The organism is Nocardia spumae, from assembly GCF_020733635.1.
GTDB classification, from domain to species: domain Bacteria; phylum Actinomycetota; class Actinomycetes; order Mycobacteriales; family Mycobacteriaceae; genus Nocardia; species Nocardia spumae.
The window spans coordinates 1,513,321-1,539,167 of record NZ_JAJFZL010000001.1; the positions used below are offsets into that span (position 1 = coordinate 1,513,321).

At 66.7% G+C, this 25,847-nt stretch carries 29 protein-coding genes; 12 read left to right on the top strand and 17 right to left on the bottom strand.

Translation table 11 applies throughout. The features are described from left to right. The 6 genes from LKD76_RS06195 to LKD76_RS06220 are packed head-to-tail and all read left to right on the top strand — an operon-like array spanning position 1 to position 4,575. Positions 1-594: a glycine-rich domain-containing protein gene (locus tag LKD76_RS06195; protein ID WP_227979997.1), complete on the top strand. Its 594-nt coding sequence runs from the start codon at positions 1-3 to the stop codon at positions 592-594. A gap of 9 nt (positions 595-603) precedes the next feature. Continuing rightward, positions 604-909 carry a hypothetical protein gene (locus LKD76_RS06200; RefSeq protein WP_227979998.1) on the top strand — a complete coding sequence of 102 codons (306 nt, stop codon included), beginning with the start codon at positions 604-606 and terminating at the stop codon, positions 907-909. Further along, the gene (locus LKD76_RS06205; protein ID WP_227979999.1) at positions 906-1,310 is read left to right on the top strand and encodes a hypothetical protein; all 405 of its coding nucleotides are present in this window, start codon (positions 906-908) and stop codon (positions 1,308-1,310) included. Before LKD76_RS06200 ends, LKD76_RS06205 begins: the two co-directional genes overlap by 4 nt. An 11-nt stretch (positions 1,311-1,321) precedes the next feature. Next, a complete protein-coding gene (locus tag LKD76_RS06210; protein WP_227980000.1) occupies positions 1,322-1,762 on the top strand; it encodes a hypothetical protein in 441 nt (146 codons plus the stop codon). Positions 1,763-1,776: 14 nt separating this feature from the next. Beyond that, positions 1,777-3,804 carry a hypothetical protein gene (locus LKD76_RS06215; protein WP_227980001.1) on the top strand — a complete coding sequence of 676 codons (2,028 nt, stop codon included), beginning with the start codon at positions 1,777-1,779 and terminating at the stop codon, positions 3,802-3,804. Between the two features lie 21 nt (positions 3,805-3,825). Beyond that, a complete protein-coding gene (locus tag LKD76_RS06220; protein ID WP_227985113.1) occupies positions 3,826-4,575 on the top strand; it encodes a PE-PPE domain-containing protein in 750 nt (249 codons plus the stop codon). On the opposite strand, the gene LKD76_RS06225 is transcribed toward LKD76_RS06220, so the two are convergent. The 5 genes from LKD76_RS06225 to LKD76_RS06245 form a co-directional block, all read right to left on the bottom strand. Further along, positions 4,559-5,008 carry a hypothetical protein gene (locus tag LKD76_RS06225; RefSeq protein ID WP_227980002.1) on the bottom strand — a complete coding sequence of 150 codons (450 nt, stop codon included), beginning with the start codon at positions 5,006-5,008 and terminating at the stop codon, positions 4,559-4,561. The genes LKD76_RS06220 and LKD76_RS06225 overlap by 17 nt on opposite strands. A gap of 106 nt (positions 5,009-5,114) precedes the next feature. Further along, positions 5,115-5,342: a DUF397 domain-containing protein gene (locus LKD76_RS06230; RefSeq protein ID WP_227980003.1), complete on the bottom strand. Its 228-nt coding sequence runs from the start codon at positions 5,340-5,342 to the stop codon at positions 5,115-5,117. Between the two features lie 235 nt (positions 5,343-5,577). Beyond that, positions 5,578-5,778: a hypothetical protein gene (locus LKD76_RS06235; protein WP_227980004.1), complete on the bottom strand. Its 201-nt coding sequence runs from the start codon at positions 5,776-5,778 to the stop codon at positions 5,578-5,580. After that, complete coding sequence (locus tag LKD76_RS06240; protein WP_227980005.1) at positions 5,775-5,951, bottom strand: hypothetical protein; 177 nt, start codon at positions 5,949-5,951, stop codon at positions 5,775-5,777. Before LKD76_RS06240 ends, LKD76_RS06235 begins: the two co-directional genes overlap by 4 nt. Beyond that, positions 5,948-6,277, bottom strand: a complete 330-nt coding sequence (locus LKD76_RS06245; protein WP_227980006.1) for a hypothetical protein — start codon at positions 6,275-6,277, stop codon at positions 5,948-5,950. The genes LKD76_RS06240 and LKD76_RS06245 overlap by 4 nt, the downstream gene beginning before the upstream one ends. Before the next feature lie 251 nt (positions 6,278-6,528). Here LKD76_RS06245 and LKD76_RS06250 point away from each other — a divergent pair, with 251 nt between their 5' ends. Continuing rightward, a complete protein-coding gene (locus LKD76_RS06250) occupies positions 6,529-7,725 on the top strand; it encodes a helix-turn-helix domain-containing protein (protein WP_227980007.1) in 1,197 nt (398 codons plus the stop codon). A 476-nt stretch (positions 7,726-8,201) separates the two neighbouring features. Here the strand turns inward: LKD76_RS06250 and LKD76_RS06255 are convergent, their stop codons facing one another. Further along, the gene (locus LKD76_RS06255; protein ID WP_227980008.1) at positions 8,202-8,540 is read right to left on the bottom strand and encodes a hypothetical protein; all 339 of its coding nucleotides are present in this window, start codon (positions 8,538-8,540) and stop codon (positions 8,202-8,204) included. A gap of 154 nt (positions 8,541-8,694) precedes the next feature. On the opposite strand from LKD76_RS06255, the gene LKD76_RS06260 reads away from it, so the two are divergent. Then, entirely contained in the window at positions 8,695-9,558 is an 864-nt protein-coding gene (locus LKD76_RS06260) for a Bax inhibitor-1/YccA family protein (protein ID WP_227980009.1), read from the top strand. Between the two features lie 84 nt (positions 9,559-9,642). Here LKD76_RS06260 and LKD76_RS06265 read toward each other — a convergent pair whose 3' ends face one another. The 8 genes from LKD76_RS06265 to LKD76_RS06300 all read right to left on the bottom strand — a co-directional run bounded on the left by LKD76_RS06265 (position 9,643) and on the right by LKD76_RS06300 (position 18,572). Further along, the gene (locus LKD76_RS06265; RefSeq protein ID WP_227980010.1) at positions 9,643-10,530 is read right to left on the bottom strand and encodes an NmrA family NAD(P)-binding protein; all 888 of its coding nucleotides are present in this window, start codon (positions 10,528-10,530) and stop codon (positions 9,643-9,645) included. After that, a complete protein-coding gene (locus tag LKD76_RS06270) occupies positions 10,518-11,522 on the bottom strand; it encodes a sigma-70 family RNA polymerase sigma factor (RefSeq protein ID WP_227980011.1) in 1,005 nt (334 codons plus the stop codon). Before LKD76_RS06270 ends, LKD76_RS06265 begins: the two co-directional genes overlap by 13 nt. After that, on the bottom strand, positions 11,519-12,148 hold the full coding sequence (locus LKD76_RS06275; protein ID WP_227980012.1) for a nuclear transport factor 2 family protein: 630 nt from the start codon (positions 12,146-12,148) through the stop codon (positions 11,519-11,521). The genes LKD76_RS06270 and LKD76_RS06275 overlap by 4 nt, the downstream gene beginning before the upstream one ends. A gap of 74 nt (positions 12,149-12,222) precedes the next feature. After that, the gene (locus LKD76_RS06280) at positions 12,223-12,921 is read right to left on the bottom strand and encodes a DUF8020 domain-containing protein (RefSeq protein WP_227980013.1); all 699 of its coding nucleotides are present in this window, start codon (positions 12,919-12,921) and stop codon (positions 12,223-12,225) included. 202 nt (positions 12,922-13,123) lie between these two features. Further along, positions 13,124-14,389 carry an MFS transporter gene (locus tag LKD76_RS06285; protein WP_227985114.1) on the bottom strand — a complete coding sequence of 422 codons (1,266 nt, stop codon included), beginning with the start codon at positions 14,387-14,389 and terminating at the stop codon, positions 13,124-13,126. Between the two features lie 72 nt (positions 14,390-14,461). Beyond that, complete coding sequence (locus LKD76_RS06290) at positions 14,462-15,679, bottom strand: CaiB/BaiF CoA transferase family protein (protein WP_227980014.1); 1,218 nt, start codon at positions 15,677-15,679, stop codon at positions 14,462-14,464. An 11-nt stretch (positions 15,680-15,690) separates the two neighbouring features. Further along, complete coding sequence (locus LKD76_RS06295; protein ID WP_227980015.1) at positions 15,691-17,160, bottom strand: dihydroorotase; 1,470 nt, start codon at positions 17,158-17,160, stop codon at positions 15,691-15,693. A gap of 44 nt (positions 17,161-17,204) precedes the next feature. Further along, entirely contained in the window at positions 17,205-18,572 is a 1,368-nt protein-coding gene (locus tag LKD76_RS06300; protein WP_227980016.1) for an FAD-dependent oxidoreductase, read from the bottom strand. A 246-nt stretch (positions 18,573-18,818) separates the two neighbouring features. On the opposite strand from LKD76_RS06300, the gene LKD76_RS06305 reads away from it, so the two are divergent. Genes LKD76_RS06305 through LKD76_RS06320 form a run of 4 tightly spaced genes read left to right on the top strand, consistent with a single transcriptional unit; the run spans position 18,819 to position 22,697 of the window. Next, entirely contained in the window at positions 18,819-19,604 is a 786-nt protein-coding gene (locus LKD76_RS06305) for an IclR family transcriptional regulator (RefSeq protein WP_227980017.1), read from the top strand. After that, complete coding sequence (locus tag LKD76_RS06310; RefSeq protein ID WP_227980018.1) at positions 19,601-20,443, top strand: HpcH/HpaI aldolase/citrate lyase family protein; 843 nt, start codon at positions 19,601-19,603, stop codon at positions 20,441-20,443. The genes LKD76_RS06305 and LKD76_RS06310 overlap by 4 nt, the downstream gene beginning before the upstream one ends. Next, positions 20,440-21,279, top strand: a complete 840-nt coding sequence (locus LKD76_RS06315) for a cyclase family protein (RefSeq protein WP_227980019.1) — start codon at positions 20,440-20,442, stop codon at positions 21,277-21,279. The genes LKD76_RS06310 and LKD76_RS06315 overlap by 4 nt, the downstream gene beginning before the upstream one ends. After that, a complete protein-coding gene (locus LKD76_RS06320) occupies positions 21,276-22,697 on the top strand; it encodes an MmgE/PrpD family protein (protein WP_227980020.1) in 1,422 nt (473 codons plus the stop codon). Before LKD76_RS06315 ends, LKD76_RS06320 begins: the two co-directional genes overlap by 4 nt. A gap of 58 nt (positions 22,698-22,755) precedes the next feature. Here LKD76_RS06320 and LKD76_RS06325 read toward each other — a convergent pair whose 3' ends face one another. The 3 genes from LKD76_RS06325 to LKD76_RS06335 all read right to left on the bottom strand — a co-directional run bounded on the left by LKD76_RS06325 (position 22,756) and on the right by LKD76_RS06335 (position 25,767). Beyond that, a complete protein-coding gene (locus tag LKD76_RS06325; RefSeq protein WP_227980021.1) occupies positions 22,756-23,091 on the bottom strand; it encodes a DUF1330 domain-containing protein in 336 nt (111 codons plus the stop codon). Positions 23,092-23,393: 302 nt separating this feature from the next. Further along, entirely contained in the window at positions 23,394-24,614 is a 1,221-nt protein-coding gene (locus LKD76_RS06330; RefSeq protein ID WP_227980022.1) for an acetyl-CoA C-acetyltransferase, read from the bottom strand. Positions 24,615-24,897: 283 nt separating this feature from the next. Next, positions 24,898-25,767 (bottom strand): SGNH/GDSL hydrolase family protein, encoded by an 870-nt coding sequence (locus LKD76_RS06335; RefSeq protein ID WP_227980023.1) that lies wholly within the window; start codon positions 25,765-25,767, stop codon positions 24,898-24,900. Positions 25,768-25,847 lie beyond the last annotated feature (80 nt).

Below are 25,847 nucleotides of genomic sequence, written 5' to 3' on the forward strand. Positions count from 1 at the left end.
ATGCATTCCGTGCTGCGCGTCTACACCAGCAATGACGTGTGGACGAAGGCCGACGAGTTGTACGCGATCGAGGTCTGGATCCGCGGAGCCGGTGGCGGCGGGAACAGTACCGCCGGTGGTGGTGGTGGGGCTGCTGCTGCTACACCCCGCCGCATCCCTTCCTATGACCTGCCTGCCGCGGTGGCGGTCACGGTCGGGTCGGGCGGCAGTGCAGGTGGGGACGGCGGCGATAGCTCGTTCGGCACCATCCTGATCGCGCCTGGAGGGCGAGGTGCCGTAAATGGTGGCGCTGGGGGGCTCACGTATATGCGCGGGGGGCGGGGCGGCTCGGGTTCGGGCGTGGCGGGGGAATCGGTGACCTCTGGTGTCGTGCGGCTGCTCGCCGGTGGCGGTGGGGGTGGCGGGGCATCGGCTGCGGGAGGCAAATCGGGGCTTGTTGCGGCCGGTACGTCGAATCCGCCTTTCTGGCAGACCTGTCAGTCCGGGGGTGGTGGGCCGTCCGGGGCCGTGGGCGGGTTCCCGGCGGGTGGTGGCGGCGCGGGCGCGGCCGGCGCCGCGGGCTGCATCACCGTTATCGAATATCTCTTCGACTAGGAGACCGAATTGGCTACTGCCACAGTACATATCGAGGACGTGGGAGGGTTTCCCGGTCCGGCCCGCTGCTTCAAGGTCGACCCGCCTTATCGCGGCGCCGACTACGTCACCGTTTGGGCACAGCCGTCGTTCGGCCCGTACCAGGAGCCCGAGGTGGGACTCGTGCCCGCGACCGACAGTGGCGCCTGCACGGAGCAGTCGGTGAAGAAACGCGCGGGTTCGTTTGTGCTGCACGACGAGCCGGATACACAGGAGCGCATCGACGGCGCCCATTGGTTCGCCCTGGCCCTGGCCGGTTACGAGGTGATCGCATGACGGTCATCCAGGAAACTGTCGAAACGATCGGCGGCGCCGACAACGACACAATGTTCACCTTCGCCAGCCAGCTACGCGACTCCAGCGACGGCACAGCCCTGATCACCACCCTCGGTGTCCGGGTCACGCCACAGGCCGGCGTGCTCACGACACCGGACCTGGATCCAGGACTGGCGACCGTGTCGGTCGGCGTGAAGTCCTACACCATCGACATTCCCGACTCCGACACCCCGGTCCGGCTGTGGCCGCTCATCGAAGCTGGCCTGCCGGTCCCCGCCACACAGGAAGCGTCCGCGGTCCGCAACGGCGGCGGCATCGCCCGCGCCCAAGCCATGACCGAGACCGCCTACGCGGCGATCACCCCCGATCCCGAAACCGCTTACTACCTCTACGAAGACTGAAAGGTCCCCCAATGGCTGATACAGCGAAGTTCTACGGCCAGGCGTTCGTCTGCGCTTTCAACAAAGAAATCGACTTCAATTCGGACACGATCAAGGCGATGCTGACCACCAGCTCGTACACGCCGGATCGCGATGTGCACAAATACAAGTCGGACGTCACCAACGAGGTCAGCGGCACCGGCTACACCGCCGGCGGGCTCACCCTGGCGAACTGCACGATCTCCTACGACTCGACCACCCACACGCTGAAGCTGGACTGTGACGACTTCTCGTGGGGCACCAGCGCCACCTTCACTGCCCGCAACCTGGTCGTATACGACGCCACACCCGGATCGGATGCCACTCGCCCGCTGATCATGTACGTGAATTTCAACGCGGACATCCCGGTCACCTCAAGCACCTTCTCCTCGACCGTCAACGCTGGCGGCCTGTGCACCGTGACGATCTCCTGATCTGAGGCTGGCCTGTGGCTCTGTTCATCAACGGGCGCGCGCCGAAGGCGATCCGAGTTGGGGATACCCCGATCACGCGCGTCATGCTCGGCGAGCACTTGGTCTTCGACGGCACGGTCCCGGCGGTGGTCGTGCTGCCGCGCGCCACCGCGACCGCGGCCGCCAACGCTCCGGCGATAGCTGGCGGCGCCTCGGTGGCTATGCCGGTGGCGGCCGCGGTATCGGAGGCGCTCGTACCGTCGGTGACTGCAGGGGCGCGAGTCGCTGCCGCGCCTGCGGAAGCCGCTGCGGCAGCGCTGGTCCCGTCGATCTCCGCAGGCGTGTCGATATCGCTGCCGACAGCGACGGCTGTCGCGGCTGCGGCGGTACCGGATTTCCAGGTGGTGGCCTCGGGCGAGGTGCTGCTCCCGCGCGCCGAAGCGATCGCGACAGCGCTCGTTCCGAGTATCTCGGTCGTCGCTGTGGTCGCACCGCCCACCGCCACCGCGGTGGCCGAGGCGCTCGTTCCCACGGTCACGGCGGGCGGGAGCGTGTCCCTGCCGACTGCGGTCGCAACCGCGTCCGCGTTGGCGCCGTCGATAGCGGCGGGCGCGTCGGTCACCCTCCCGCGCGCGCAGGCCACGGCCGCGGCGTTGGTGCCGACCGTTTCTGTGCCTGGCGCGATCACGCTGCCTACCGCTACCGCGACCGCTACCGCGCTCGTGCCGACGACCACCGCCCGCACATTCCCGCAACGGGTGGCGACGAACGGCACGATGTTCAATACGTCCGGGAACAACCCAACCAACGGGCAATACACGGCCACCTACCCGACCGGCTCGAGCGCTGGCGACCTGCTCATCATGCAGGTGAACTTCAGCCGGTCGGATGCCACGCTAGTCTCTTACACCGCGAACGCTGGCACTTTCACCGGCGGCGGCGCCTGGAATCTCATTATGGCCAGGGATGGTTCCGCTGCCGATGGCTGCTGGGCTGGCTACTACTATTGCATCCGCGGTTCTGAAACATCTGTCACCGTAAAGGCTTCCGTCACAGGGACCTGGCGGCCGACCGGTGTGTCGATGGTCGCCTACCAGGCCGGCACGTTCGATCCAATCATGCCCGTGGAGATCCCGGCATCGAACTACACCTATCTCCTGTCTGGTTCCAGCGCGGTGACGACTCCGTCCATCATTACAGCCTCGGGGTGTAGCGAAGTCCTCTGCATGTCCACGTGCTCGATCAACAGCAACGCAACGACACTCGGCACTACGTGGAGTGCGCCGGCGACAGAGATCCTGGACAGCAGGCTGTACACGTCGGCCGCTACATGGATGGTCAGCCACTCGGCTGCCTACCATCAGCAGTCGGCTGCGGGGAGTTCGCAAACCTATTCGGCAACATCCAGTGCCAGTACGTTTCAGCGTGTCACTGCCGCTATCGTTGTCAACTCGGTCGGCCGGACGACGCTGGAGGCTTCGGACAACTTCAACCGGGCATCTCTCGGATCCAACTGGGTGAACAAGGGCGGCGGCACGCTGTTCATCAATGCCCAGCAATACATCTCGGGCGTCGGCACACCCTCCACTCCGATGTCGTATGCGTTTTGGGGCGTCCCGGTTTCCTCGGACAACCAAATCGTTGAAGCGACATTGAGGTGGAACGGGAACGATCCAGCCCACAGCGCAGTCGCTGTGGTGTGTCGCGCCAACCCCGCGAACATGCCGACGGACGGCGCCAGCGGCGTGCAGTTCTGGAACGTGAACGACCTGATGGGGATCCTGTACGAGACCTCGAGCGGTGGTTTCGTCGCCGCGACCGGGACGGCCGACTACATCTCGACCACCAAATTCCCCGAGGGCGCCAGACTTCGGATTGTCGCCAGCGGGAGCACGTACTCCGCGTACGTCAACGGCAAGCTTGTGGCCCAAGGGACTGTGTCGACGAGCACGGTGCCGACGACTGCGCACTATGTCGGGGTCATGATCCAGGACGATTCCGCGGTGTCGGGCGGTGGGCAGCCGCCCGCCTGCCTGGACGACTTCGCCGCCTACACCTACTGATCGGAGGAGCGGTTGATCGACGTGATCATGGTGCGCGGTACCGGTGAGCCGATGGGCGCCCCGACGAACATGCTGCGCAACGTCACCCGGGAGCTCGATCCGAACCGGTTCCATCTGCTGGGTGACTGCCCGTATCCCGCGACGGTGGGGCCGGTGGGTGGCGGCCCGGTCGGGCCGAGTGAGGAGACCAGCATCGAGATCGCTGTGAACTCCCTGGCCACGATGATCCGGGCGACCCCCAACCCGGTGGGGATCCTCGGCTACTCGCTCGGTGCGCTGGCGGTGAACGCGTTCATGGAGGCCAAGGCCAAGGGCTTGTTTCCTGAGTGTGAGATCGCGTTCACGGCGACGTTGGCGAATCCGGCGCGGCGGGAGGGTGATTCGGTCGACTCCGGAGCCTACGGGTACGGCATCAACGGCCAGCGCGGAGACTTCCCCGCGGAGATCCCGCATCTGGAATACGCGAACCCACGGGATTGCATCACCTCCTGCGCGGCCGGCTCACCACTGCGGAGCATCGCTGACGGCATGTCCGCGTTCTCGTTCGCTGAGATCGGCTGCTGGGGTCAGGATCTCGTCGACCGGCTACTGCGGAAGCGGTTCCAGCCGATCAACTGGGATTGGTGGCGGGATCCTGTCGGGACGTGGCGGCTGTATGACGAGGCGGCTCAGCAGGTGGTCGGCTACCTGGATGGGTCCCAGCACATCCGGGCGTACGTCGAGGACATGTACTGCCACCGGATGGCTGAGGCGATCAACGAGCTGGTTTGACCGGCACGGCGTCGAAGTGGGCGCCGAGCGCAGCTGAATATTGCGGGCACCGGAATTTCGCGCTCACCCACAGCTTGTTGCGTTGCTGCTGTTCGGTGAGCCCGTTGTCGCGGATCGCCATCTCTACCACCGCTGCGAACGTGGCCTTGCTGGAGGGGGTCGGAGTGGCTGGCAAGTCGCCTGTCTTGCTCATGGACTCCAGGCCGCTGCATGTCGAACGAGCAAGTTGAGTTACTCCGAATACGAAGTCGTCAGGGTGTGCGATGGCGTCGAACTCGACTCCGTTCACGCCGATTGCGAATTCGCGGGCCATGGCCTCGTCGCTCATATCGGCCGTTGGAGTTGGTGCTGGACTATCGCTGTGCGACGTTGAGCAGCCGGTGAGCGCGGCGACGCTGACCGTCAGGGCCGCAAGCGCGAGAACCGATTTCACACAGCAAGTATTGCCCGTACCAGGCATCCGTTAACACGAAACCGCCCTGCCCGATCGCTGAGATCCATTGGACTCTAACGATCAGGTAGGGCGGTTTTCTGCGTTCTCAGCCCTGGCGGTCGAACTCGCCCTTGCGGACGCCGTCGAGGAAGGCGTCCCACTCGCTCGGGGTGTAGGTGATCGCCATACCGTTCGGGGCGGCAGAGTGGGCCACGGCGACGTCGCCGTTCTCGAGCTCGGCGACGGTCACGCAGTTGCCGGACGGGTTGGACGCGGTCGCCTTGCGGAACGGGACCCGGGTGCGCAGTTCGCCGGCGTTGGGGGCGAAGGGCATCTGATTCTCCTTGAGAGTGAGACGGCATGTGCCGCCGGGGATACCGGCCATGGTTTGGCCGGCAGTCTGGGAGGGGATGCTGGAGTGGGTACCCGGGCCGGTAGGGTCGGTCCGGGTACCCCCTTCTGGATCCCATTCATCGAGAGCCGCAGAGAGCGCCATCAGCAGCTCTACGGGCGGCTCGTTCGGCTCGATCGGGGGGAGGTCGAGCTCTTGGGGGAGGCGCTGCGGCAGCTCAGTTTTCGAGTTCACGCTGGCCTGCTTCTCGGTCGGTCACCGATTCCGGGTCGACGTCGATCGTGAGGACATTCAGAGCGGGGGTGTCCTCGTCGAGGAGGTCGGCGGCGTCGTCTAGTTCGTGGCACCAGCCGGTGGTGTCGACGACGGAGATGCCGTCGCTGCCGTGTAGGTAGCCCATGCGGGACGGTTCGCTCATGCGGCCACCTCGGAGGCGCGGCTGAGGGCGGCCAGATATTGCAGGCATCCGGGGCCGTGGTCGGAGTGTTCGCCGAGGACGTATCGGGCTTCGTCGAGGCTGACGATGGGGCCGGGCTCGTCGTTGCAGAACCGGTGGATGTTGCGCCAGCGGTCGACCGCTTGGAGGTTCATCGTGCTACCGCCATCAACGTGTGGGGCTCCCAGATCTTGGGTTTGCCGCCGAGATCGTGTGCGGCGACGACGATCCGGTAGCGCTCGTTGAGTTTCGCGGCGTCGTCGAGGTGGCGCAGTTCGGGGACGATGATGGTGTTGGACTCGACTCGGCTGAGGATGTTTTCGAGGCGCTGCATGGGCTGCTCGACGAGGTGTGAGCAGGCGAAGGTGCGGGCCAGGTCGAGGTGTGCGGTGCCCGCGGTGACGCGGATTGCGTGTTCGTCGGCCTCTTGTCGGGCGCCGGATATTTCTCGGTGTAGGAAGCCAACCGCTCTGGGTTTCATCGCTACGTCCTTGTGGTGTTCGGTTGTGGATGGGGCACCGAGGGGAGGGCAGGGAGTTGTGGCTACGTGCCCTCCCCCTGGTGTCTGCCTCTCGCTTCGGGGGGGCGAGAGGCGAGAGCCCATCGGGGGCTGACTTGAAGGTATGACCGAAACCGTAAGAAGTAGTAGGACGCTACGTCCTACTTTTCTCGCCAAATCTCGGTACCCTCAGAAGAGCAAGGGGGACACACCGAGTGACCAGGACATTCGAAATGACCGACGAAACAATCGGCGACCGAATCAAGCGATTCCGCGGAAAAGCCTTCACACAGAAGGAACTAGCCGAGGCCGCAGAGGTCTCGACTGACCTCATCTCCAAGCTGGAGCAGAACAAGAGGGAGAGGACGTCGCTGACGTCGCTGCGCAAGATCGCCCGCGCATTGGACATCGACGTAGCCGAACTGGTCGGCAAGCGCTCCGGCGTTCCGACAGGCAACTTCGACGCCGGCGTGGTCGCGATCCGCCAAGCACTCTCGTCCGTAGATGACCTCATCGACGACTCCATCGACGACACCGAGCCATTGAGCCTGGACCAGGCGCAACGCGAGGTGTCCTACGCGTGGGGATCGTATTGGTCGGGCCGCTACGAACAACTGTCCGCGATCCTGCCGCCGGGCATCACCCGCCTGCGCGCTACCGCGGGGAACGTCGCGGTCGATGAGACGCCGCGCGCGAACGAGTTGTACGCGTGGATGCTGTGGGTATCAGCTTGCACGCTGGTGCATCTCGGGCAGAACGATCCAGCGTGGATGGCGATCCGGCAGGCGTTAGCCGCGGCGGAGAAGGGCAACGACCCGTTCCTCGAGGCCACCATCCGGGGCAGTGTCGGCTGGCAGCTGCTCGTGCAGGGCCGGTACGAGGAGTCGCGGCGCGTGGTGCTGAAAGCGGCCGCCGACATCGAGCCGAAGGGCGATGTGCCGCAACAGCATCTGGCTGTGCACGGCAGCCTCCTACTGCAGGGGGCGACCGCGGCAGGTCGCGACCTGAATATCGGCGAAGCGCTCAACCTGGCCGAGGCGGCTGGAGAGGTGGCGTCACGGCTTCCTGGTGACACGAACTGGTACGAGTGCAATTTCGGGCAGTCCCAGGTGGTGATGCAGCGCGTGGACATCGAGGTGTCCAACGAGCGATTCCCGGAGGCGCTGAAGGTCGCGAAAACGATGCCGAACCGTGGGACCGGGCTGACGAAGGTGTCGCGGGCGCGGCATCTACTCGATCAGGCGTCGGCCGCGGTGAACATGGGCAAGTATCAGCAGGCGCTGGACATGCTGCTCACCGCGGAGCAGATCGGCGGTACGGAGTGGGCGCGATACCAGACTCTGTTGAAGACGGTGACCGCGGAGCTGCTGGAGAACGACCGGCACAGCACCCTGCGGGACTTCGCCCACCGTATTGGGGTTACCGGCTGATCGGGCGGTAGGATTGCGGGTGCATCTTCCGATAAGGTGCCCCATCAGCGAAACGGCCAGGACCATTGGTCCGGGCCGATTTCGTTGTATCGAGCCGTTACTGGCGTGTCCTCGTGTCGCGCGCCTCGATCACTTCGCTGACGCCGCGGCCGAGGCGGCCGAGCGGGGTTCCCCAGGTTGCGAACATGGCGTAGGTGCTGTTGTTGGGAAAGTCCCTCGCTCCGATGTCGATCGAATCCTGACGTCCTGCGCGGCGCGGGTCGCCACGTCCAGCGCAGTGCGGGCGGCATCGTATTCGGCTCGGAGACGTTCGACGTATCCGTTCCAGGGCTGCCCGTACTGGTCGGGTCCGCGGCGTATCGGCGCCAGGGGCAGGGCGCGCTGCCATGCCTGATGGGCGCGGCGTTCGGTTTTCGCGGCGGCGATCCACTCCATCAGGATTGTGCCGGTGGTGGCCGGTGTCTGGTCGATGGCGGTCACTTCGCGAACCCGTCGCTGAAGGCGACACCGGCGCCGATGCCGTATCCGACCGCGGCACCGGTGATGATGCCGATCGCGGCCCCGGCGGGGATGGTGACCGGGCAGGCGAGACCGACGGTCGGGGCGCACAGGATCGCACCGACACCGGCTCCGGCGACACCGCCGACGATCGCGCCACCGAGCATCCCGCCGGACAGGGCGACCGACAGCTCGACCGGATCGGGCAGCGCCACCGGGGTAGCGGCGGGTTCGGTGGGGGCGGCCTGGGCGATACCGGCGGCCGGGACGGTAGCGGCGGCAGCGACGATGGCAGCAGCGATGACCTTGCGGAACATGGGGTTTCTCCTGGCTGTGGATTTTGCGTGGTGGAGGGAACTTGAGGCGTGGACTCGTTCGTTAATGGGACATAACGGACCCTTCCTGTGAGCCCGTTCGATTGATCGTGCAGGTAGCATGCGAATCGGGCATCGACCTAAGGAGAAGCGACAGATGCGTGCTTCACGCACTACCAGCAACCCGATCTTCAAGAACCTGCCGCAACAACAAGGCGGTGGATACGCGGGATTCGGTTCGGCGGCTGCGGGCGCCGGGCAATTCGCGCAGTACGGCCAGCAGCAGAATCCCTACGACGTCCAGCAGCCCTATCAGCAGGCCCCGGCCACCCGGCCGATGACCATCGACGATGTCGTCACCAAGACCGGCATCACACTCGGTGTGGTCACCCTGGCCGCGATCATCGCCTACGGTGCGACGGCCGCCAATCACTCCCTCGCCCCGCTGTTCGTGATCGTCGGTGGTCTGGTCGGCTTCGTGCTGGTCATGGTCGCCACCTTCGGCCGCAAACAGGACAACAAGGCCATCGTGCTCAGTTACGCGGCCGCCGAGGGCCTGTTCCTGGGCGCGCTGTCGTTCATGTTCACCAACGTCGAGTTCGGTGGCGTCGGCGGCGGCGGTCTGATCGCGCAGGCGGTCCTGGGCACCTTCGGTGTGTTCTTCGGCATGCTGGTGGTCTACAAGACCGGAGCCATCCGGGTCACCCCGCGCTTCACCCGCATGCTGGTCGGCGCCATGATCGGCGTCATCGTGCTGATGCTGGGCAACCTGGTCGCCGCCTTCTTCACTCCCGGCGGATTCGGCCTGCGTGACGGCGGCACCATCGCGATCATCTTCAGCCTGGTCTGCATCGCCATCGCGGCGTTCAGCTTCCTGCTGGACTTCGACGCCGCCGACCAGCTGATCCGGGCCGGTGCGCCGGAGAAGGCCGCGTGGGGCGTGGCCCTGGGTCTGACCGTCACCCTGGTCTGGCTGTACCTCGAGATCCTGCGTCTGCTGAGTTATCTGCAGAACGACTGATCTCACACTCCACAACGAACAGGTGGCTGCCACACGGCAGCCACCTGTTCGCGTTCACGGCCTACTCGGGGAGCCGGTGCGCGATCACGCTGCCGTCTCCGCGACGAAGTCGGCCGCGTGGCGACGCGCGAAATCCGCGAACGTCGTCGGTTCGATACCGAACTCGTGATGGGTGGACAGGTCCACCCGGCAATCCGGCGAGGCGAGCCGGCCGCGATAGATCTCGTCCAGCAGGTCCACCACCTCCGGCGGCAGTCCCTCAGCGGTGTGCAGCGCGCGTTTCTGCTCGGATGTCACCTCCTCGTAGCGGAACGTCCGGCCCGTGGCGGCGCTGATCCGATCGGTGATCTCCGACATGTTCAGCCCTTCGGGCCCGGTCATGTCGAATGCCCGGCCCTCGATGCCCTGGGCCCCCATCATGGCCACCGCCACCCGCGCGATATCGACGATATCGACCGGCGCGAGCCTGCTCTGCCCGATCGGCATGACCAGCGCCCGGCGTCGCGGGTCCACTCCGGTCAGCGTGCCAGGGAGATAGAGCTGCATGAACTGGCTGGGCCGCAGATGTGTCCACGCCAGTCCGGAATTCTCCAGGTACTTCTCGATCTCGAGATGCCAGCGGGTACCGCGGAAGGCGTGCGGATCGAAGTCGGTGCTTGATTCCTTCCCGCTGAACTTGACGATATGCCGCACCCCGGCCGTGGCGGCGGCATCGATGAAGCGGCATTGCGTCTCCACCATGTCGCCGCGTGGTGAGGAGATCATCAGCACGCGATCGATATCGCGGAGGGCGGTCCTCAGCGATTCGGGTACGGCCATATCGCCACGCACCACCTCGACGGTCGGGAGGTCACCCAGCCAGAGTGCGGCGGCGGGGTCGCGGACGAGGACCCGGACCGGAACCTCCCGACGCGCGAATTCGCGGACGACGATCGAGCCCGCACGGCCCGTGACACCGGTCAGCAGATGCATTCTGTTCTCTTCTCCTGTAGTGGAACGAGGTTCGGTTCGGGATCGGCCGGTGCCAGGTGGGGCAGTCCGACCTTCGGAAACAGCGCGGGGTCGTGAATCATGTCGATTCGAGCGACGCCGGCCGGACCGACGGTGAGCAGTTGCAGTGCGTGCGCGCGATGTACGCCACCATGGCCGCGGGTATAGAGGCCGAAGGCCGGTTGGCCGTTCGCGGCGGCCGGCACCAAACGCTGGGCATCGGAGTCGAGAAGGCGGGTCCGCAGAAAACGGCCGATGTGCTCGCGGCCCAGGAACCAGGACGGCACCGGGGGCATCTCGAGCACCGCGTCCTCGGCGAGGATGTCCATCAGCCCGTCGACATCGGCGCGCGCGAAGGCGGTGGCGTAACGGTCGAGCAGGATGCGGCGCCGGGGATCGTCCGGTTCGGTGAGGTCGTAGCCGTGGGGTGCGGCCTTGGCCAGGTGCGCGCGAGCACGTTGCAGTGCGCTGTTCACCGCCGCGGTGGTGGTGCCCAGCAGATCCGCCACCTCGTCGGCGCGAAACATCAGCACCTCGCGCAGAATCAGCACCGCGCGCTGGCGCCCCGGAAGATGTTGCAGCGCGGCGATGAAGGCCAATCGCGTGGTGTGGCGGGCCGCGGCCACCTCGGCCGGATCCAGTGCGCTGTCGGATACCGGTTCCACCCAGGCGATTTCGGCGCGGCGCGGTGGTAGCGGCCCGGTCGGTTCGGTCACCGGAGGACCGAGCCCCGACGGGTAGGCCCGTCGCGCGCGCCGCTGGATGGCTTGCAGACAGGCCCGGGTCGCGATCCGGTACAGCCAGGTTCGCAGTGCCGCCCGGCCCTGAAAATTGTCGTAGCCGCGCCATGCGCGCAGATAGGTTTCCTGTACCGCGTCGTCGGCGTCGTGGGGTGAGCCGAGCATGCGGTAGCAGTAGGTGAACAGCTCGGTCCGGTACCGCTGCGCGGCGATATCGAACGGTTCGTCGATCACCGGGACATCCGGGCGGTATCGAAAACCACGGTGTCGGCGGCGATCCTCCCGCCGTGGACGGTGAGGTGATCGACCGTGCGCACGGTGCCGAAGGGATCGGTGTGCATGTCGTAGACGACCAGCGCGCGTTCGTCGTCACCGAACGCGTCGATGATCTCCACCCCCGTCACCGCGCCGGCGAACTCCGCGATCGTGGCGGCGACGGCCGAGGCGCCGATGAGGTGTACACGGGGACTGTCGAATACGACATCGTCGTGCAGGAGCGCCGTCACCGCCGTCAGGTCCCGGCGCCCGATTGCCTCGATGAACGCCACCGCGACGGGAACACTCGCCGCGACCGGCCGATAGGACCCGATCACCGCCGCGGTGTCCACTTCGGGATCGCTCACTACGCGGGACGCGATATCGCGCTGAAATCGATCGAATGCGCTGAAGGCGGCCAATGCTCCGTCCGCGGCGGTCGCCGTGTGCACGAACCGGCCCGTATCGCCCAGTTCGAAGGCGGAGTAGCTCAGTTCCGCCGGCTGTTCACGATGAAGCTGGGCGAAGACCTCCTCGATCAGGCGCCGGTTCTCCACTGTGGCGTCGTCTCGGGTCCGGTATCGCACCATTACTGTTCTGTTCACGTCGAACTCCTCCGAATCTGTACCGTCATCGATATAGATCCGGAGGAGGACGCAAACTCATCGCGTCACGGCGGTCACTTCGCCGGAAGAGGCGAATTGATGGTGGTGAAATACTGGACCGCCGCCATGATCGCCGCGGGAGCCGTGACCAGGAGCTGTCCGGCGACAGTGCCCAGGGCGCCCACCGCGATGACGCCGCCGAGGCAGCCCACCGCCGCGGCCGGAATGAACGGACCGAACATGCCGACGATCGTGGCGGCCGCGACCGTCGCGCCGGCGATACCGCCGAGGACGCAACCACCGGCGGCGCCGGTCAGGCCGCCGACCAGGGTGCCCAGGGTCGCGCCCATCAGGATCGTGCTCGACAGCCGATTCCACGCGGCCTGTTCGCGGTCGTAGGGGGTCTTCCACGGGGCGGTGTCGTCGTAGGGGAGCGCGACCGGTCGATAGGCGGCGTGCGCGAGATCGAAGCGCGGGGTCAGCGTTGCCGTTCGCCCGGCGATATCGGCGTCGATCGGGAAGACGAAATCATCGACGCGGAACGACAGATCGGTGCCGGCCAGGACGGTGCCGTCGGCCGCTTCGACTTTGAATACGCCGCCGTCGTTCACCAGCGAACCGGAGTCCGTCGTGACGATGGTGTCGGTGGGGGACGTGGTCGCGGTGTAGTTGACCGCCGGGACGGGCGTCGTCGCGGATGCGGATCCGGTTGTGGCAACCGTAATTCCGACGGCAGCGACGAGCATGGAGCATGCCAGATTGATTTTCCTCATCTGATTACTTCTTTCTTGTTACCGAAAATTCGATCCGTTTTCGGCATCGACAAATAAACCCGACTCGGGAGAAAACGGGTTGTTGTGAAATTGTGCTACGGAATCATCACTATGAGTGGCGACGATGGTGCGATTCGAATATCGCTGAGATCGGTATGAATGGAGTTCCGGTTGTGTCGCCGCGGGTGAGCGAAACGCGCCGTCAGGTGGTCGCGGGGAGCCCGTCTTCGGTCGCGGAGTGGGTCGGTGTCCCGGTCATGGATCGACGCCGTGGTTCCTCGGCGAACAGCAGCAGGGCGAGCGAGCCGATCAGGCACAGCGCCGACATCGCGATGAATCCGCCGTCGTAGGTGCCGGTGCGGTCCACGATGAAGCCCATGACCGACGGGGCGATGATTCCGGCGAGTGCGAAACACGCGTCCGCGAATCCCGCCGCCGTGCCCGGTTGTGCCGGTGCGGCGTCGATGGCCGCCACCCACCAGATGCCGCCGGTGACGAATCCGAATCCGACGCCGGCGGAAATGCAGATCAAGGCCACCGTCAGATTGCCGCGCACCACGAGGATCGGCAGGATCGAGGCGCCGGCCAGCAACAGCGCCACGCCGATGATGACGAACCGGGACCGAATACTGTGGGTGCGCTTGTAGACGCGATCGACCACGATTCCGCCGATGGCCGCGCCCACCACGCCGGCCGCCCAGGGAGCGACGGAGAACGCTCCGACCGCCTTGATCGACAGGTCGAACTCACCCTGCAGATACTGCGGGAGCCAATACATGAAGGCCCAGAACATGAATCCCCAGGAGAAGTAGCCGAGACCGACCAGCCACAGATTGCGGTTGCGCAGGATCGCGCCCCAGTCCGTGCTCGACTCGTGACCGCTGTCCTCGCCCTCGTGTTGTCCGGCGCGGATGTAGCGAAGTTCCTCCTCGGAGACGAACGAGGCCTCACTCGGCGAATTCCGCAACGTGGGGTAGGCGACGACCACCCAGACGGCTCCCGCGAGCGCGAGTACCCAGAACATTCCCTTCCACCCGGTCAGCGCGATCAGCTGGGTGAGGATCGGGCCGCCGATGAGCAGGCTGCCCGAGACGGCGACACCGCCGATGAGCGCCAGTGCCTTGCCGCGCTCCTGTGCCGGTAACCATCGACTGGCGATTCGGGTGGCGGCCGGGAAGCAGGGGGCCTCACCGGAGCCGAGGATCAAGCGGAGCAGGATGAGCCCCATGAATCCACCGGCGAACGGTGTCAGTGCCGTCGCGGCGGCCCAGATGAACATTCCGGCGATGAGAATGCGGCGCGGGCCGAAACGGTCGACGAGGGGCCCCGAGAGCAGAGCGAAAAGCATGTAGCCGATCGAGAATGCGGAACTGATGATTCCGTAATTTCCGGGCGTTATTCCGAATTCATGTCTCAGGTCCCCGGCGGCGAATGAGATTGCGCTGCGGTCGATGTAGTTCACCACCACCAATCCCAGAATGATGGCAATAGTCAGCCAACGCGATTTCAAAGCGAACTCCTCGGATGAAGCTGTGGCGGGTCAGATGACCCCGCGCAACCGCAGATTGTCGATGTCCTCGGCGCTGTGGCCGAGTTGGGTGAGGACCTTGTCGGTGTCGGCACCTGCGGGTCGTCCGGTGTGGCGGATGGCGCCGGGGGTCCTGCCCATGCGCCACATGACGTTGTGCATACGCATCGGTCCGAGTTCGTCGTCGGCGACCGTGGTGATCATGTCGGTGGCCACCACCTGCGGATCGACGAGGAGATCACTGGGCCGGTAGACCGGCGCGACCGCGGCGCCGGCGTCCTCGAAAACACCGGTGACCTCGTCTCGCGTGCGGTCGGCGATCCAGTCGCCGACGTAGCGGTCCAGCAGGTCCGCGTGCTGGGCGCGGGCTCGGCCGGTCGCGAACCACTCCTCGTCGAGCACCTCGGGATGGCCCACGATGCGCATGACGCGTTCCGCGATCGCTTGCGCGCTGGTCGAGATCGCCACCCAGTGGTCGTCCTTGGTGCGGTACAGGTTTCGGGGCGCGTTGTTCTGCGACCGGTTCCCGGTGCGCTCCTGATCGATTCCGAGCTGGTCGGCATAGATGACCGCCGGCCCCACCGCCGCCATGATCGGGCTGAGCAGATCGAGATCGATCTCCTGGCCGGCACCGCCATGACGTTCACGGTCGAGCAGCGCCATCGATACCGCGGCCGATCCCGCGATTCCGGCGATCGAATCGGCCAGTCCGAACGCCGGCAGGGTGGGTGGTCCATCGGGTTGTCCGGTGAGGTGCGCGAAGCCGCTCATCGATTCGACCAGCGTCCCGAAGGCCGGACGTCCGGCGTAGGGGCCGTGTTGCCCGAATCCGGTCACGCGCAACATGATCAGTCCGGGATTGGCCGCCGACAGCTCGGCATAGGACAGGCCCCAGCGTTCGAAGGTTCCCGGCCGGAAGTTCTCGACCACCACGTCGGCTTCGGCGGCGAGCTCACGGAAGATCGCTTGTCCGTCCGCGGTGTTCAGATTCAGTGTGACGGTCTGCTTGTTGCGGCTGATCATCTTCCACCACAACGGGACACCGTTCTTGTCCAGTCCGTGCCCGCGCATGCCGTCCGGCTTGTCCGGATGTTCGATCTTGATTACTTCCGCGCCGAAATCGCCCAGGATCTGAGCCGACAGCGGCCCGGCCAGAATGGTGGAGGCATCGAGAACCTTGATCCCGCGCAGTGGTCCCGCGGCTGGGCTCTCGCTCGTATCGTCGGTCACCGCCAGGCTCCTCAGTACGGGCGGGCCAGGTAGCGACCGGCGGGACTGCCGGTGACCGCGCCGTCGGCGAGCACCCGGTTACCGCGGACGAAGGTATCGGTGACCGCGGCGGTCAGCTCGAACCCTTCGAATGGCGTGTATTCCTGGGTGGATTCGGAATCGGCGGCGCGCACGGTCCAGGTCCGGTTCGGGTCGACGATCGCGATATCCGCGTCGAGGCCCTCGGCGAGGCGGCCCTTGCCGGGCAGACCGTACCGATCGGCGGGGTTCGATGCCGTGAGCTGCGCGATCCGGCGCAACGACACTCCGCGCTTGCGGCCCTCGGTGATGAGGCCGGGCAGCAGGTATTCGGTGCCGCCGAATCCGGACTTGGCGGCGAACACGTCGTCCCGATCCTCGCCGAACTTGACCTCGTCCTTGCAACAGGCGTGATCGGAGACCACCCAGTCGATGTTGCCGGCGAGCAGGTGTTCCCACAGCGCCTCGACATCCTCGCGGGGGCGGATCGGCGGATTCACCTTGGCGCCCAGACCGTTCGCGTTGTCGATATCGGTGAGCAGGTGCCCGATCGTGACCTCGCGGCGGAAGTTCACGTGCGGGAAGGCCTCGGCCATCTTCATCGCGGCCTTCAAGGCCTTCGCCGAACTCAAATGCAGCAGATTGATATTCGGCAGTCCGGTCTCGTCGGCGAGGAAGGAGGCGATGGTGACGGCCAGTCCCTCGGAATGCTGGGGACGGGACGCGCTGTAGGCGGCCAGGCCGCTGAGCTTGCCCTCCTGTTCGACGATCTTGGTGTAGGCGCTCATGATCTCGGCGGTCTCACAGTGCAGCGACAGCGAGATGTGCGGTGCCAGTTCGGGGAACTGCTCGCGGGCCTTCTGTACGCCGCGCATGACGAATTCGAAATGGGCGATGTCGTAGCGCTCGTCCTCGGGAATCATCAGGAAATCGCTCTGCGAGGTGGAGCGTCCGTGCAGACCGTGGCTGCCGTAGAACATGAAGATCTTGAACGAGGTCACACCCTGATCGGAGGCCAGGTCCGGGATTTCGCCGATGTGCTGCTTGGACATCGGCGCGAGGTGGAAGGCGTAGTCGATGTAGCTGCGCCCAGCCGAGGCGTCGAGTACCTCCGGGAAGAAGTCGGCATAGGCGCCGCCCTTGTTCAGGTAGTACTGCCCGGTGCGCATGTACGTCAGCGCCGTGGTGACGCCGCCCTGCGCGCTCGCGCGGGATTCGGTGACGGTGTCCTCGGCCAGCGGGTTGTAGATACCCCAGTGCTGATGGGCGTCGACGACGCCGGGGAAGACGAGTTTGCCGGTGGCGTCGACGATTTCGGCATCCGCGACCGCGTCGTCGCCCAGATCGGGACCGATGGCGGCGATCTTGCCGTCCACGATGAGGATGTCGGCGGACTGCCCGTCCTCGGGCGCAGCCTTGTCGGTGCGCACGACCGTGCCGTTCTTGATGAGGTAGTTGGTCATAGTTCTCTTCTTCTCCTGGCAGAAATCCGAAAGGGTGAATGTGGTCAGGCGGGGACGGGGCTGTTGACGTGTTCGGCGGCGAGGTAGGCCAGTCCGAGTGCGGTGATGAGTCCGTTGCCGGCGAGGTATCCGCTCGCGCCGTGACCGGAGATGCCGATCGCCGCGCCGCCCGACGCGTACAGACCGGGAATCGGTGAGCCGCCGGCGAGGACGCGCGCGTGTTCGTCGACGACGAGCCCGCCCTGGGTGTGGAACAGCGCCGGGGTGATCGCGATCGCGACATACGGCGAGCTCAACGGATGACGTTCGTCGGTGCGTCCCTGGCGGTCGGGTTCCGGTCCGGCGGCGGATCGTGCCGCGGCGGCCAACTCGTCCGCGAGCGTTTCGGGGGGCAGTGCGAGCCGTCCGGCGAGTTCCGCGGCGCTGTCGGCGCGAACGAGCGACCCGCTCTCGGCGACGGCGCGGAAATCGTCGAAGGACGAACACAGCTTCTCGATGTGCTCATCGATGATGATCCAGCCGGCGCCGCCGGGCTGTGCGGCGAGCATCGCGGCGAATTCCGAATATCCGGTGGATTCGGGTGCGAAGCGGCGGCCGTCGCGGTTGACGATGATTCCGCCGTGGACGACGGTGGCCCAGCCGACGAGGGTCCGGCTGCGCGACGACAGCGCGGCGTGACCTTGATACGCGTCGAGGTAGGCGGTGTCCGCGCCCAGGCCGCGCCCGATCCGCAGCGCGTCGCCCCGGCTGTATCCGCCGCCGTGATAATGCGCGTCGGCGATCTCGGGAATCCACTGTCGTACGAGTGCGCGATCGGCGCCGAAACCGTTGGTGGCCAACAATACCGAGGTCGCGGTGAGGTCCTCGCCGCGTCCGTCGGGGGTGGCGATCTCGACGCCGGAGACGCGTCCCGCGCTGGTGTGTACCGCGCGCAGGCTCATCGGTGCGACGACGTCGATCCGGGGGTGGTCGTGCGCCCGCCGAAGGAGGTGGTTCAGCAGGCGGGAGCCGTGGCGCCCGGCGATGGTGTGACAGCGATCGGTACTGTGCCCGGGATAGCGGAAATCGGTAACGAGTTCGAGGTCGAGGGCTTGCGCGTCGGCCAGCCAGGTCACCAGTGGCGCGCTCGCGTCGGCCAGCGCGCGGGCCAGACGTCGATCAGCCGTGCCGCCGGTCTTGCGGTCGATATCGCCGAGGAATTGCTCGGGACTGTCCGCGACACCGGCCGCATGCTGCCAGCGGGTCCCCGCGGCGGGGATCATCGCGGTGCACATCGAGGTGTTGTTACCGCGCTGGAAGTGCTCGTCGGCGTCGATGACGAGAACGTTCGATCCGAGTTCGGCCGCTCGCAGGGCGGCGACGAGTCCACCGCCGGCGCCGGCGACGACGAGATCGAATTCCGGACTGTCCACGCTTCCTCCTAATCTGTTCCGCTTAGCGGAACGCTAGAATGTGGTCCTCCGCACTATTGCATCCGATGCTTTCTCAACGCAAGGGCTTGTCGAGTGGAATAACTCGCCGAAAGCGTGAAGTCGAGTTCGCTCCCACGTCTAGACAATCGTTTCGCTAAGCGGTACAACTGGTTTTGGGTTTGCGGGGACGCATGACTGATGTCGCCGCTCGGAACAACACACACGACTTCGGAGAACGGAGCCACGATGGAGTCCTCCGGTGGCGGCACCACAGCCGCCGCGCGAGCAGCGGAAGTGCTGCTCGAATTCGGTCGCCGCTCGAGCGCACTCGGCGTCTCGGAGATCGCCCGCGCGACCGGTATGTCCAAGGCGGTTGCCCACCGTATTCTGACCACCTTTGTCGAATGCGGTCTCTTGCTCTACGAGCCCTCGACGCGTCGGTATCTACTCGGTCCGGCGGCCGCGACGCTCGGTGCTCGCGCGTTGGATGTGTCTCCGCTGCGGCGAATGGCACGAGAGGCGTTGGTGGAGCTGCAGCGGGCCACGGGTGAGACGGCGACGGTATCGGCTCGCGTCCCCGGCGGGCGCGTCTATCTGGACCAGGTCGAGAGCACCCAGGAAATCAAGATGACCGTCGATCTGGGTAAGCGGTTCGATCTGCACAGCGGCTCGTCGGGCCGGGTCATCCTGGCGCATCTGTCCGACGAGGAGCGCGACGATCTGCTGTCGCGACCCCTCCCGCGCCTGACGGCCACGACCATCATCGACTCGGCGGCACTGCGCGAGACGCTGCGTATCGCCCGCGAGCACGGTGTCTGCCGATCGACCGGCGAACGTCAGGAAGGCGCCGGATCGGTCGCCGCGCCGGTATTCGGGGCGGACGGCTCGGTGGTCGGATCGGTCTCGGTGTGCGGGCCCAGCTATCGCATGACCGACGAAGCGTGTGACCGGTACGAAGGTCTGGTTGTGCAAGCGGCGCAGTCGGTTTCGCGTGCCCTGGGCTATCGTCCGGCCGGTTCGGAACCCGCATGACTCCGCGCAGCTGGCTGTATGTGCCGGGGCATCGCCACGACCGCATCGGCAAGGCGCTCGACAGCGGCGCTGACGCCGTGGTCATCGACCTCGAGGACGCGGTGCCGGTCACCGCGAAGGATCGGGCCCTCGCGAACGCCCTCGACGCGGTGCGGACAGCGCCCCCGGGCCGCGAGATCTGGTTGCGGCTCAACGTCATCGGGTCCGAATGGCTGGATAACGAACTCGCCGCACTGGATGCGGCGGCAGTCGCGCCCGCCGGTGTCCGGCTTCCGAAAGCCGATGAGCCCGAGGCTGTTTCGGCTGCGGTCGACCGGCTGTCCTGCGACGTCCACGCCATCATCGAATCCGCCGCGGGACTGCTGGCAGCTCCCCGGATCGCACAATGTCATCCCCGCGTCACGGGTATCGCGCTCGGCGAGGCCGACCTCGCCGCCGATCTGCGAGTGGAGGCGAGCGGGCTCGCGTGGGCGCGGGGCTGGATCGTCGCCGCCGCGCGTGCCGCCGGACTGACTTCGCCCGTCCAGAGCGTCTGGACGGCGGTCGACGATCTCGCGGGGCTCGCGGACACCTCCCGCGCCGGACTGGCTCAGGGCTTCTTCGGCCGGTCCGTCGTGCACCCGAAACAGATCGACATCGTCCACGACGCCTACACCCCGTCGGCGGACGCACAACGAAGAGCTCGACGGATCGTCGACCGCGCGGCCGAATCGCTGGCCGCCGGGGAGTCGGCGGTACTCGACGACGACGGCCGATTCATCGACCCCGCCGTGGTCGCGAACGCGCGGCTCGTCCTCGATCGAGCAGCAGCCACAGCAGCATCAGGAGTGAATGTATGACCACCCAGACCGTCACCACCGGACCGGACGCCTTGTTGAGCGCCGTGGTGGATACCGACGTCGACATCGTCGAGCTCGGACATCCCCACACGACGGGGATGCCGTGCTCCCCCAACCATCCCGGATTCCGGATGACCCTGATCCGCCGGCACGGCGATATGGTCCGGCCGGACGGCGGGTCGGCCTCCAACGAGATCATCGTGACCGGCGGCCACGTCGGCACCCACGTGGACGCCCTCTCGCATGTCAGCCACGAAGGCAAACTGCACGGTGGTGTGGACGCGGAACAGGCCCAGAGGGGCGGACGATTCTCGCACTTGGGGGCGGAGACGATTCCGTTCCTGCTTCGGCGTGGTCTGCTGCTCGACGTGGCCCGGGTGCGCGGACTCGACGCCCTCGACGCCGGAGCCGCCGTGACCGAACAGGATCTGCGGGACGCGGCGGACGCCGCGGGTGTGACGCCGCGGCGCGGGGACGTGGTCCTCATCCGTACCGGCTGGGCTCGCTACTTCGACGATCCGCAACGCTATCTCGGTCAAGAGGACGGGGTCCCCGGCGCCGATGTGAGCGCTGCGCGGTGGCTGGCCGACGCCGGTATCGTCGCCGCGGGCGCCGATACCACCGCATTCGAGCAGATTCCGGCGGGCAAGGGGCACAGCGTCCTGCCCGTGCATCGAGTCCTGTTGGTGGAGAACGGGATCCACATCATCGAACATCTGGATCTCGAAGCGGCCGGCGAGCGGGGCCTCACCGAATTCACCTTCGTCATGGCACCGCTGCGCATCACCGGCGGGACCGGGTCGCCGGTGCGGCCGGTGGCGGTGGTGGCCGCATGAGCAGCCGCCACGATCTCGAGGGGACGGTCGTCGGCCGGCTGGCCGCGCTGGCCGACCACATCCGAACGGCCGGACTCGGCGACGAACTGCGCACCGATGTGGCGCGGCGAGTCCTCGATGTGCTCGGCAATTCGCTTGCCGCGCAGGCGCAACCATCGGCGCGTGCGGTCGTCGCGGTGGCTCGCGACTGGGCCGGCGCGGCCCGGGCGACGGGCATCGGCACCGGCGCACGGTTTCCCGCCGCCACCGCGGCATTGGTGAACGGCACCCTCGCCCATTCGATGGACTCCGACGACACCCATCTGCCGTCGGTACTGCATCCCTCCGCGTCGGTGGTGCCGACCGCCTTGGCGGTCGGCGAGGCGACGGGCGCTTCCGGCGCCGCGGTGCTCGACGCCGCCGGTGTCGGTGTCGAGATCGCGGTGCGTTTGGGAATGGGCGGCTACGACGAGAAACTCGGCAATTCCGAATTCTTCGAACGCGGCCAGCACGCGACCTCGATCTGCGGTGCGGTGGGATCGGCCGCGGCCGCCGCCATGCTGTACGGGCTGGACGTGGACGGGATCGCCGATGCGATGGGAATCGCCGCCAGCTTCGGGGCGGGGCTGCTCGAGGCCAACCGGACCGGCGGCACCGTCAAGCGCGCACACTGTGGTTGGGCAGCGCATTCCGGTGTCACCGCGGCGGAGTTCGCGCGGCACGGACTCACCGGCCCGCCCACCGTCATCGAAGGCAGGTTCGGATTCCTGCACGCATTCTGTGGCGACCGTGCCGACGTGGCGAAGGTGACCGAAGGACTCGGCGAGCACTGGGAGTTGCCGGGCATCTTCTTCAAGCCCTATCCGTGTAACCACTTCACCCACGCCGGAATCGATGCCGCGCGCGCACTGCGCGGCGCCGGGCTCGACCCCGATGAGATCGTCGCGATCGATCTCGGCGTGCCGAAGCCGGTACTTCGCACCATCGCCGAACCGCCCGCGGCGAAGGCGGCCCCGGAATCGGGATACCACGCGGCATTCTCGGGCCCGTTCACCGTCGCACGCGCGTTGCTCGGTGGTTCCGGACTCGGTGTGGGACATGCCGATTTCACCGATGCGGCGGCGAAGGATCCTCGTACGCTCGCGTTGGCCTCGTTGGTGGTCGCGCACAGCGATGACCGGTGCGATGAGATCTACCCACATCAATTCCCCGCCGTGCTGCGGGTGCGCACCCGCGACGGCGCCTGGCACGAGGCGCGTGTCGATCACAATCGCGGCGGTCCGGTGAACCCGCTCACCGACGACGAGCTCACCCTGAAATTCGACCTGAACGTGGCGGGGCAGCTGTCCCCGCCCGCCGCGCGTTCGGTGGCCGAACAGGCGTTGGCGCTGCCGACGGCCGGGTCGATCGACGCCCTCATGTCGATCGTGCGCGGCTGAGCTCACAGTGCCCTGATACGAGTCCGGCGCCGGTGAGTCCGGCGCCGGGCCGACGGGTTCACACCAGGAGTTCCGCGGGCAGCACATCGGTGGCGATATGGTCGGCGCCGCAATGATCGGCCAGCATGGCGATGCCCTGGGAGTTGTTCAGTCGCAGCGGCAGAATCTCCTGATACTCGGGCGAGGCGTACCAGGCCTGCGCCGCGTCGTAATCCGGGAATTCGATGACGATCACATTCCCGTCCCGCGGCCCGTCGGCGGCCATCTGCCGTCCGCCGTGCACGATGAACTTCCCGCCGAACGGCGCCAGCGTGCCGTCGATCCGGCGCAGATACTCCACGATCTCGGCATTGACGTCGACGTCGTACAGGTGAGCCACAGCGTAGGCAGGCATCTCGAACTCCTCGTACCGAGTTGTGTTGATGCCATTGATACTCCCGCGCGACCGTAGCGGAGTCGATTACCCGCTGGGTAATGCACAGCAGTCGACCACCCGCTTCAACGCTGAATCACTACCCCGCAACGCAAGCCGGCCGGTTCCCCACCTCTCGGTGCGGAACCGGCCGACTGATTTCGTGAGCACAGGGGTCAACCAGCGGGCATGCTCGGAAGTCGCCCGGCGCTCACTCGCCGCCCCGGGACGCGGATCTCGCGGCACTCACTGGTCCGCTGACGTCGCGGGGAGGCGGTCGAACCTCAGCTCAGCCGCTCGATGACCATCGCCATGCCCTGGCCGCCACCGACACACATGGTCTCCAGACCGAACTGCTTGTCGTGGGTCTGCAGGTTGTTGATCAGGGTGGCGGTGATGCGGGCGCCGGTCATACCGAACGGGTGGCCCAGGGCGATCGCGCCGCCGGAGACGTTCAGCTTGTCCAGGTCCATGTTCAGTTCGCGGGCCGAACCCAGCACCTGCACGGCGAAGGCCTCGTTGATCTCGTAGAGATCGATGTCGTCGATGGTCTTGCCGGCGATCTTCAGCGCCTTGCGCACGGCCTCGATCGGGCCCAGGCCCATGATCTCCGGCGACAGGCCGGACACGCCGGTGGACACGATGCGCGCCAGCGGGGTCAGGCCCAGCTCCTTGGCCTTGGTGTCGCTCATGATCACCAGGGCGGCGGCGCCGTCGTTGAGCGGGCAGGCGTTACCGGCGGTGATGGTGCCGTCGGGACGGAAGACCGGCTTGAGCTGCGAGATCTTCTCGTAGGTGGTGCCGGGACGCGGGCCGTCATCGGTGGAGACGACGGTGCCGTCGGGCAGGGTCACCGGGGTGATCTCCCGCTCGAAGAAGCCCGCCTTGATGGCCTCCTCGGCACGGTTCTGCGAACGCACGCCCCAGTGGTCCTGGTCCTCCCGGGAGATACCGGTGAACTGGGCGACGTTCTCGGCGGTCTGGCCCATCGCGATGTAGATGTCGGGCAGATCGCCGGCTTCGCGCGGGTCGGCCCAGCCGCCCGAGCCGCCCTCGGCGCGCTTGGCGGTGCGAGACTCGGCCTCGGCGAACTTGTCGTTGTGGGTGTCGGGCCAGCCGTCGGAGGTGCCCTTCGGGAACCGGGACACGGTCTCGACACCGGCGGAGATGAAGACGTCGCCCTCACCGGCCTTGATGGCGTGCAGCGCCATCCGGGTGGTCTGCAGCGACGACGAGCAGTACCGGTTCAGGGTGACGCCGGGCAGGAAGTCGTAGCCCAGCTGAGTGGCCACCACCTTGGCCATGTTGAATCCGGCTTCGCCGCCGGGCTGGCCGCAGCCGAGCATCAGATCATCGATATCGGCGGGGTTCAGCGCGGGCACCTTGTCCAGGGCGGCGCGGACCATCTGGGTGGCAAGGTCGTCCGGGCGCATGCTCACCAGCGAACCCTTGCCCGCGCGGCCGATGGGAGAGCGGGCGAACGAGACGATGACGGCCTCTGGCATGAGGACTCCTTATGGGGTGGGCGCCGAATCGGTCAGCAGACCGTTTCGGTACACAGGTACGACAATTCACTCCCGAATGTACTGGGTCGTCTGCTTCGGCTTCGCTCCGGCGGGTTCTCGGCCCCCTGTGTCTCGATTTTTCCGTTCCCCGCTCGATCGCCGCGCATCTTCGCCGCGGCGGCCCGACATCGAGTCGGTCCGAGAAAGCTTGGGGGACAGTTGATTTCAGAGGAGCTCGTCTGAATCCGGATCGGTATGGAGTCGATCGGGGTGGGCGTCCCGCTCAGTGGGACTGCTGGACGGCCGTCGCCGACAGGGGGTGCGGGTCGGCGCCCAATTCGGTCAGGACCGCCGGGAGGATGTGCTCGGCGGCCAGGGCGTAGCCGGCGGGGGAGGGATGGAAACCATCGGCGGAGAACAGCACCTCGGGGGTGCTACGGAAGTCGTGACCGAGGAGATCGCCCATGGCCACCGCGGTGCCACCGGCCGCGCGCACCGCGGTGGCCTGTGCCCGGGCCAGGCGAGCACTCCAGCGGTGCACGACCGTACTCAGCGGCTGCGGGATGGCGGCGACGGCGCCCAGATCCGGGCAGGTGGCGACCACGGCGATCGCGCCCGCTTCGTGCAGGCGTCCGACCGCGCGCCGCAGCCGCTGGGCCGATCTGGCGATCGAATGCTTCTTGGTGACGTCGTTGGCGCCGACCAGGATGACCGCCACGTCCGGTGGCGGTCCGGCGATGAACATCGCGTCGACCTGACCCGCGAGCCCCTTGGAGGTGGCACCGGATATCGCCTTGGTGCTCAGGCGGATTCGCGATCCGGTGATATCGGCCAGGCCCCGCGCCAGCAGGACGCCCGGCACCTGTTCGGCATCGGAACATCCGACCCCGGCCGCGGTCGAATCACCGAAGATCATCAGATGTATGTCGAACGGGACCCCTGTGCGCCACGGCTCGGGTGCCCCGCAGGCACGGGTGTAGACGCCGTCCGCCTCGGGGGGTTTGGACGTATCGCGGCCGATCACGGTGCGCGCCGCCCGCGCCTGCGACATCAGCAGCCGATAGGTCGCCCAGCCCGCGGTGCCCGCCCCGGACCCGACAGCCACCGCGGTGGCCGCGCTCGCGGCGACCGTGCGCCACGTTCTGGACGTCACGCCACACCTCCGGTCTTCGTCGTCCGCGCTGTCTGCCGACGGGTCGTGACACCACGATCGGCACACACCCGGGATTCGCA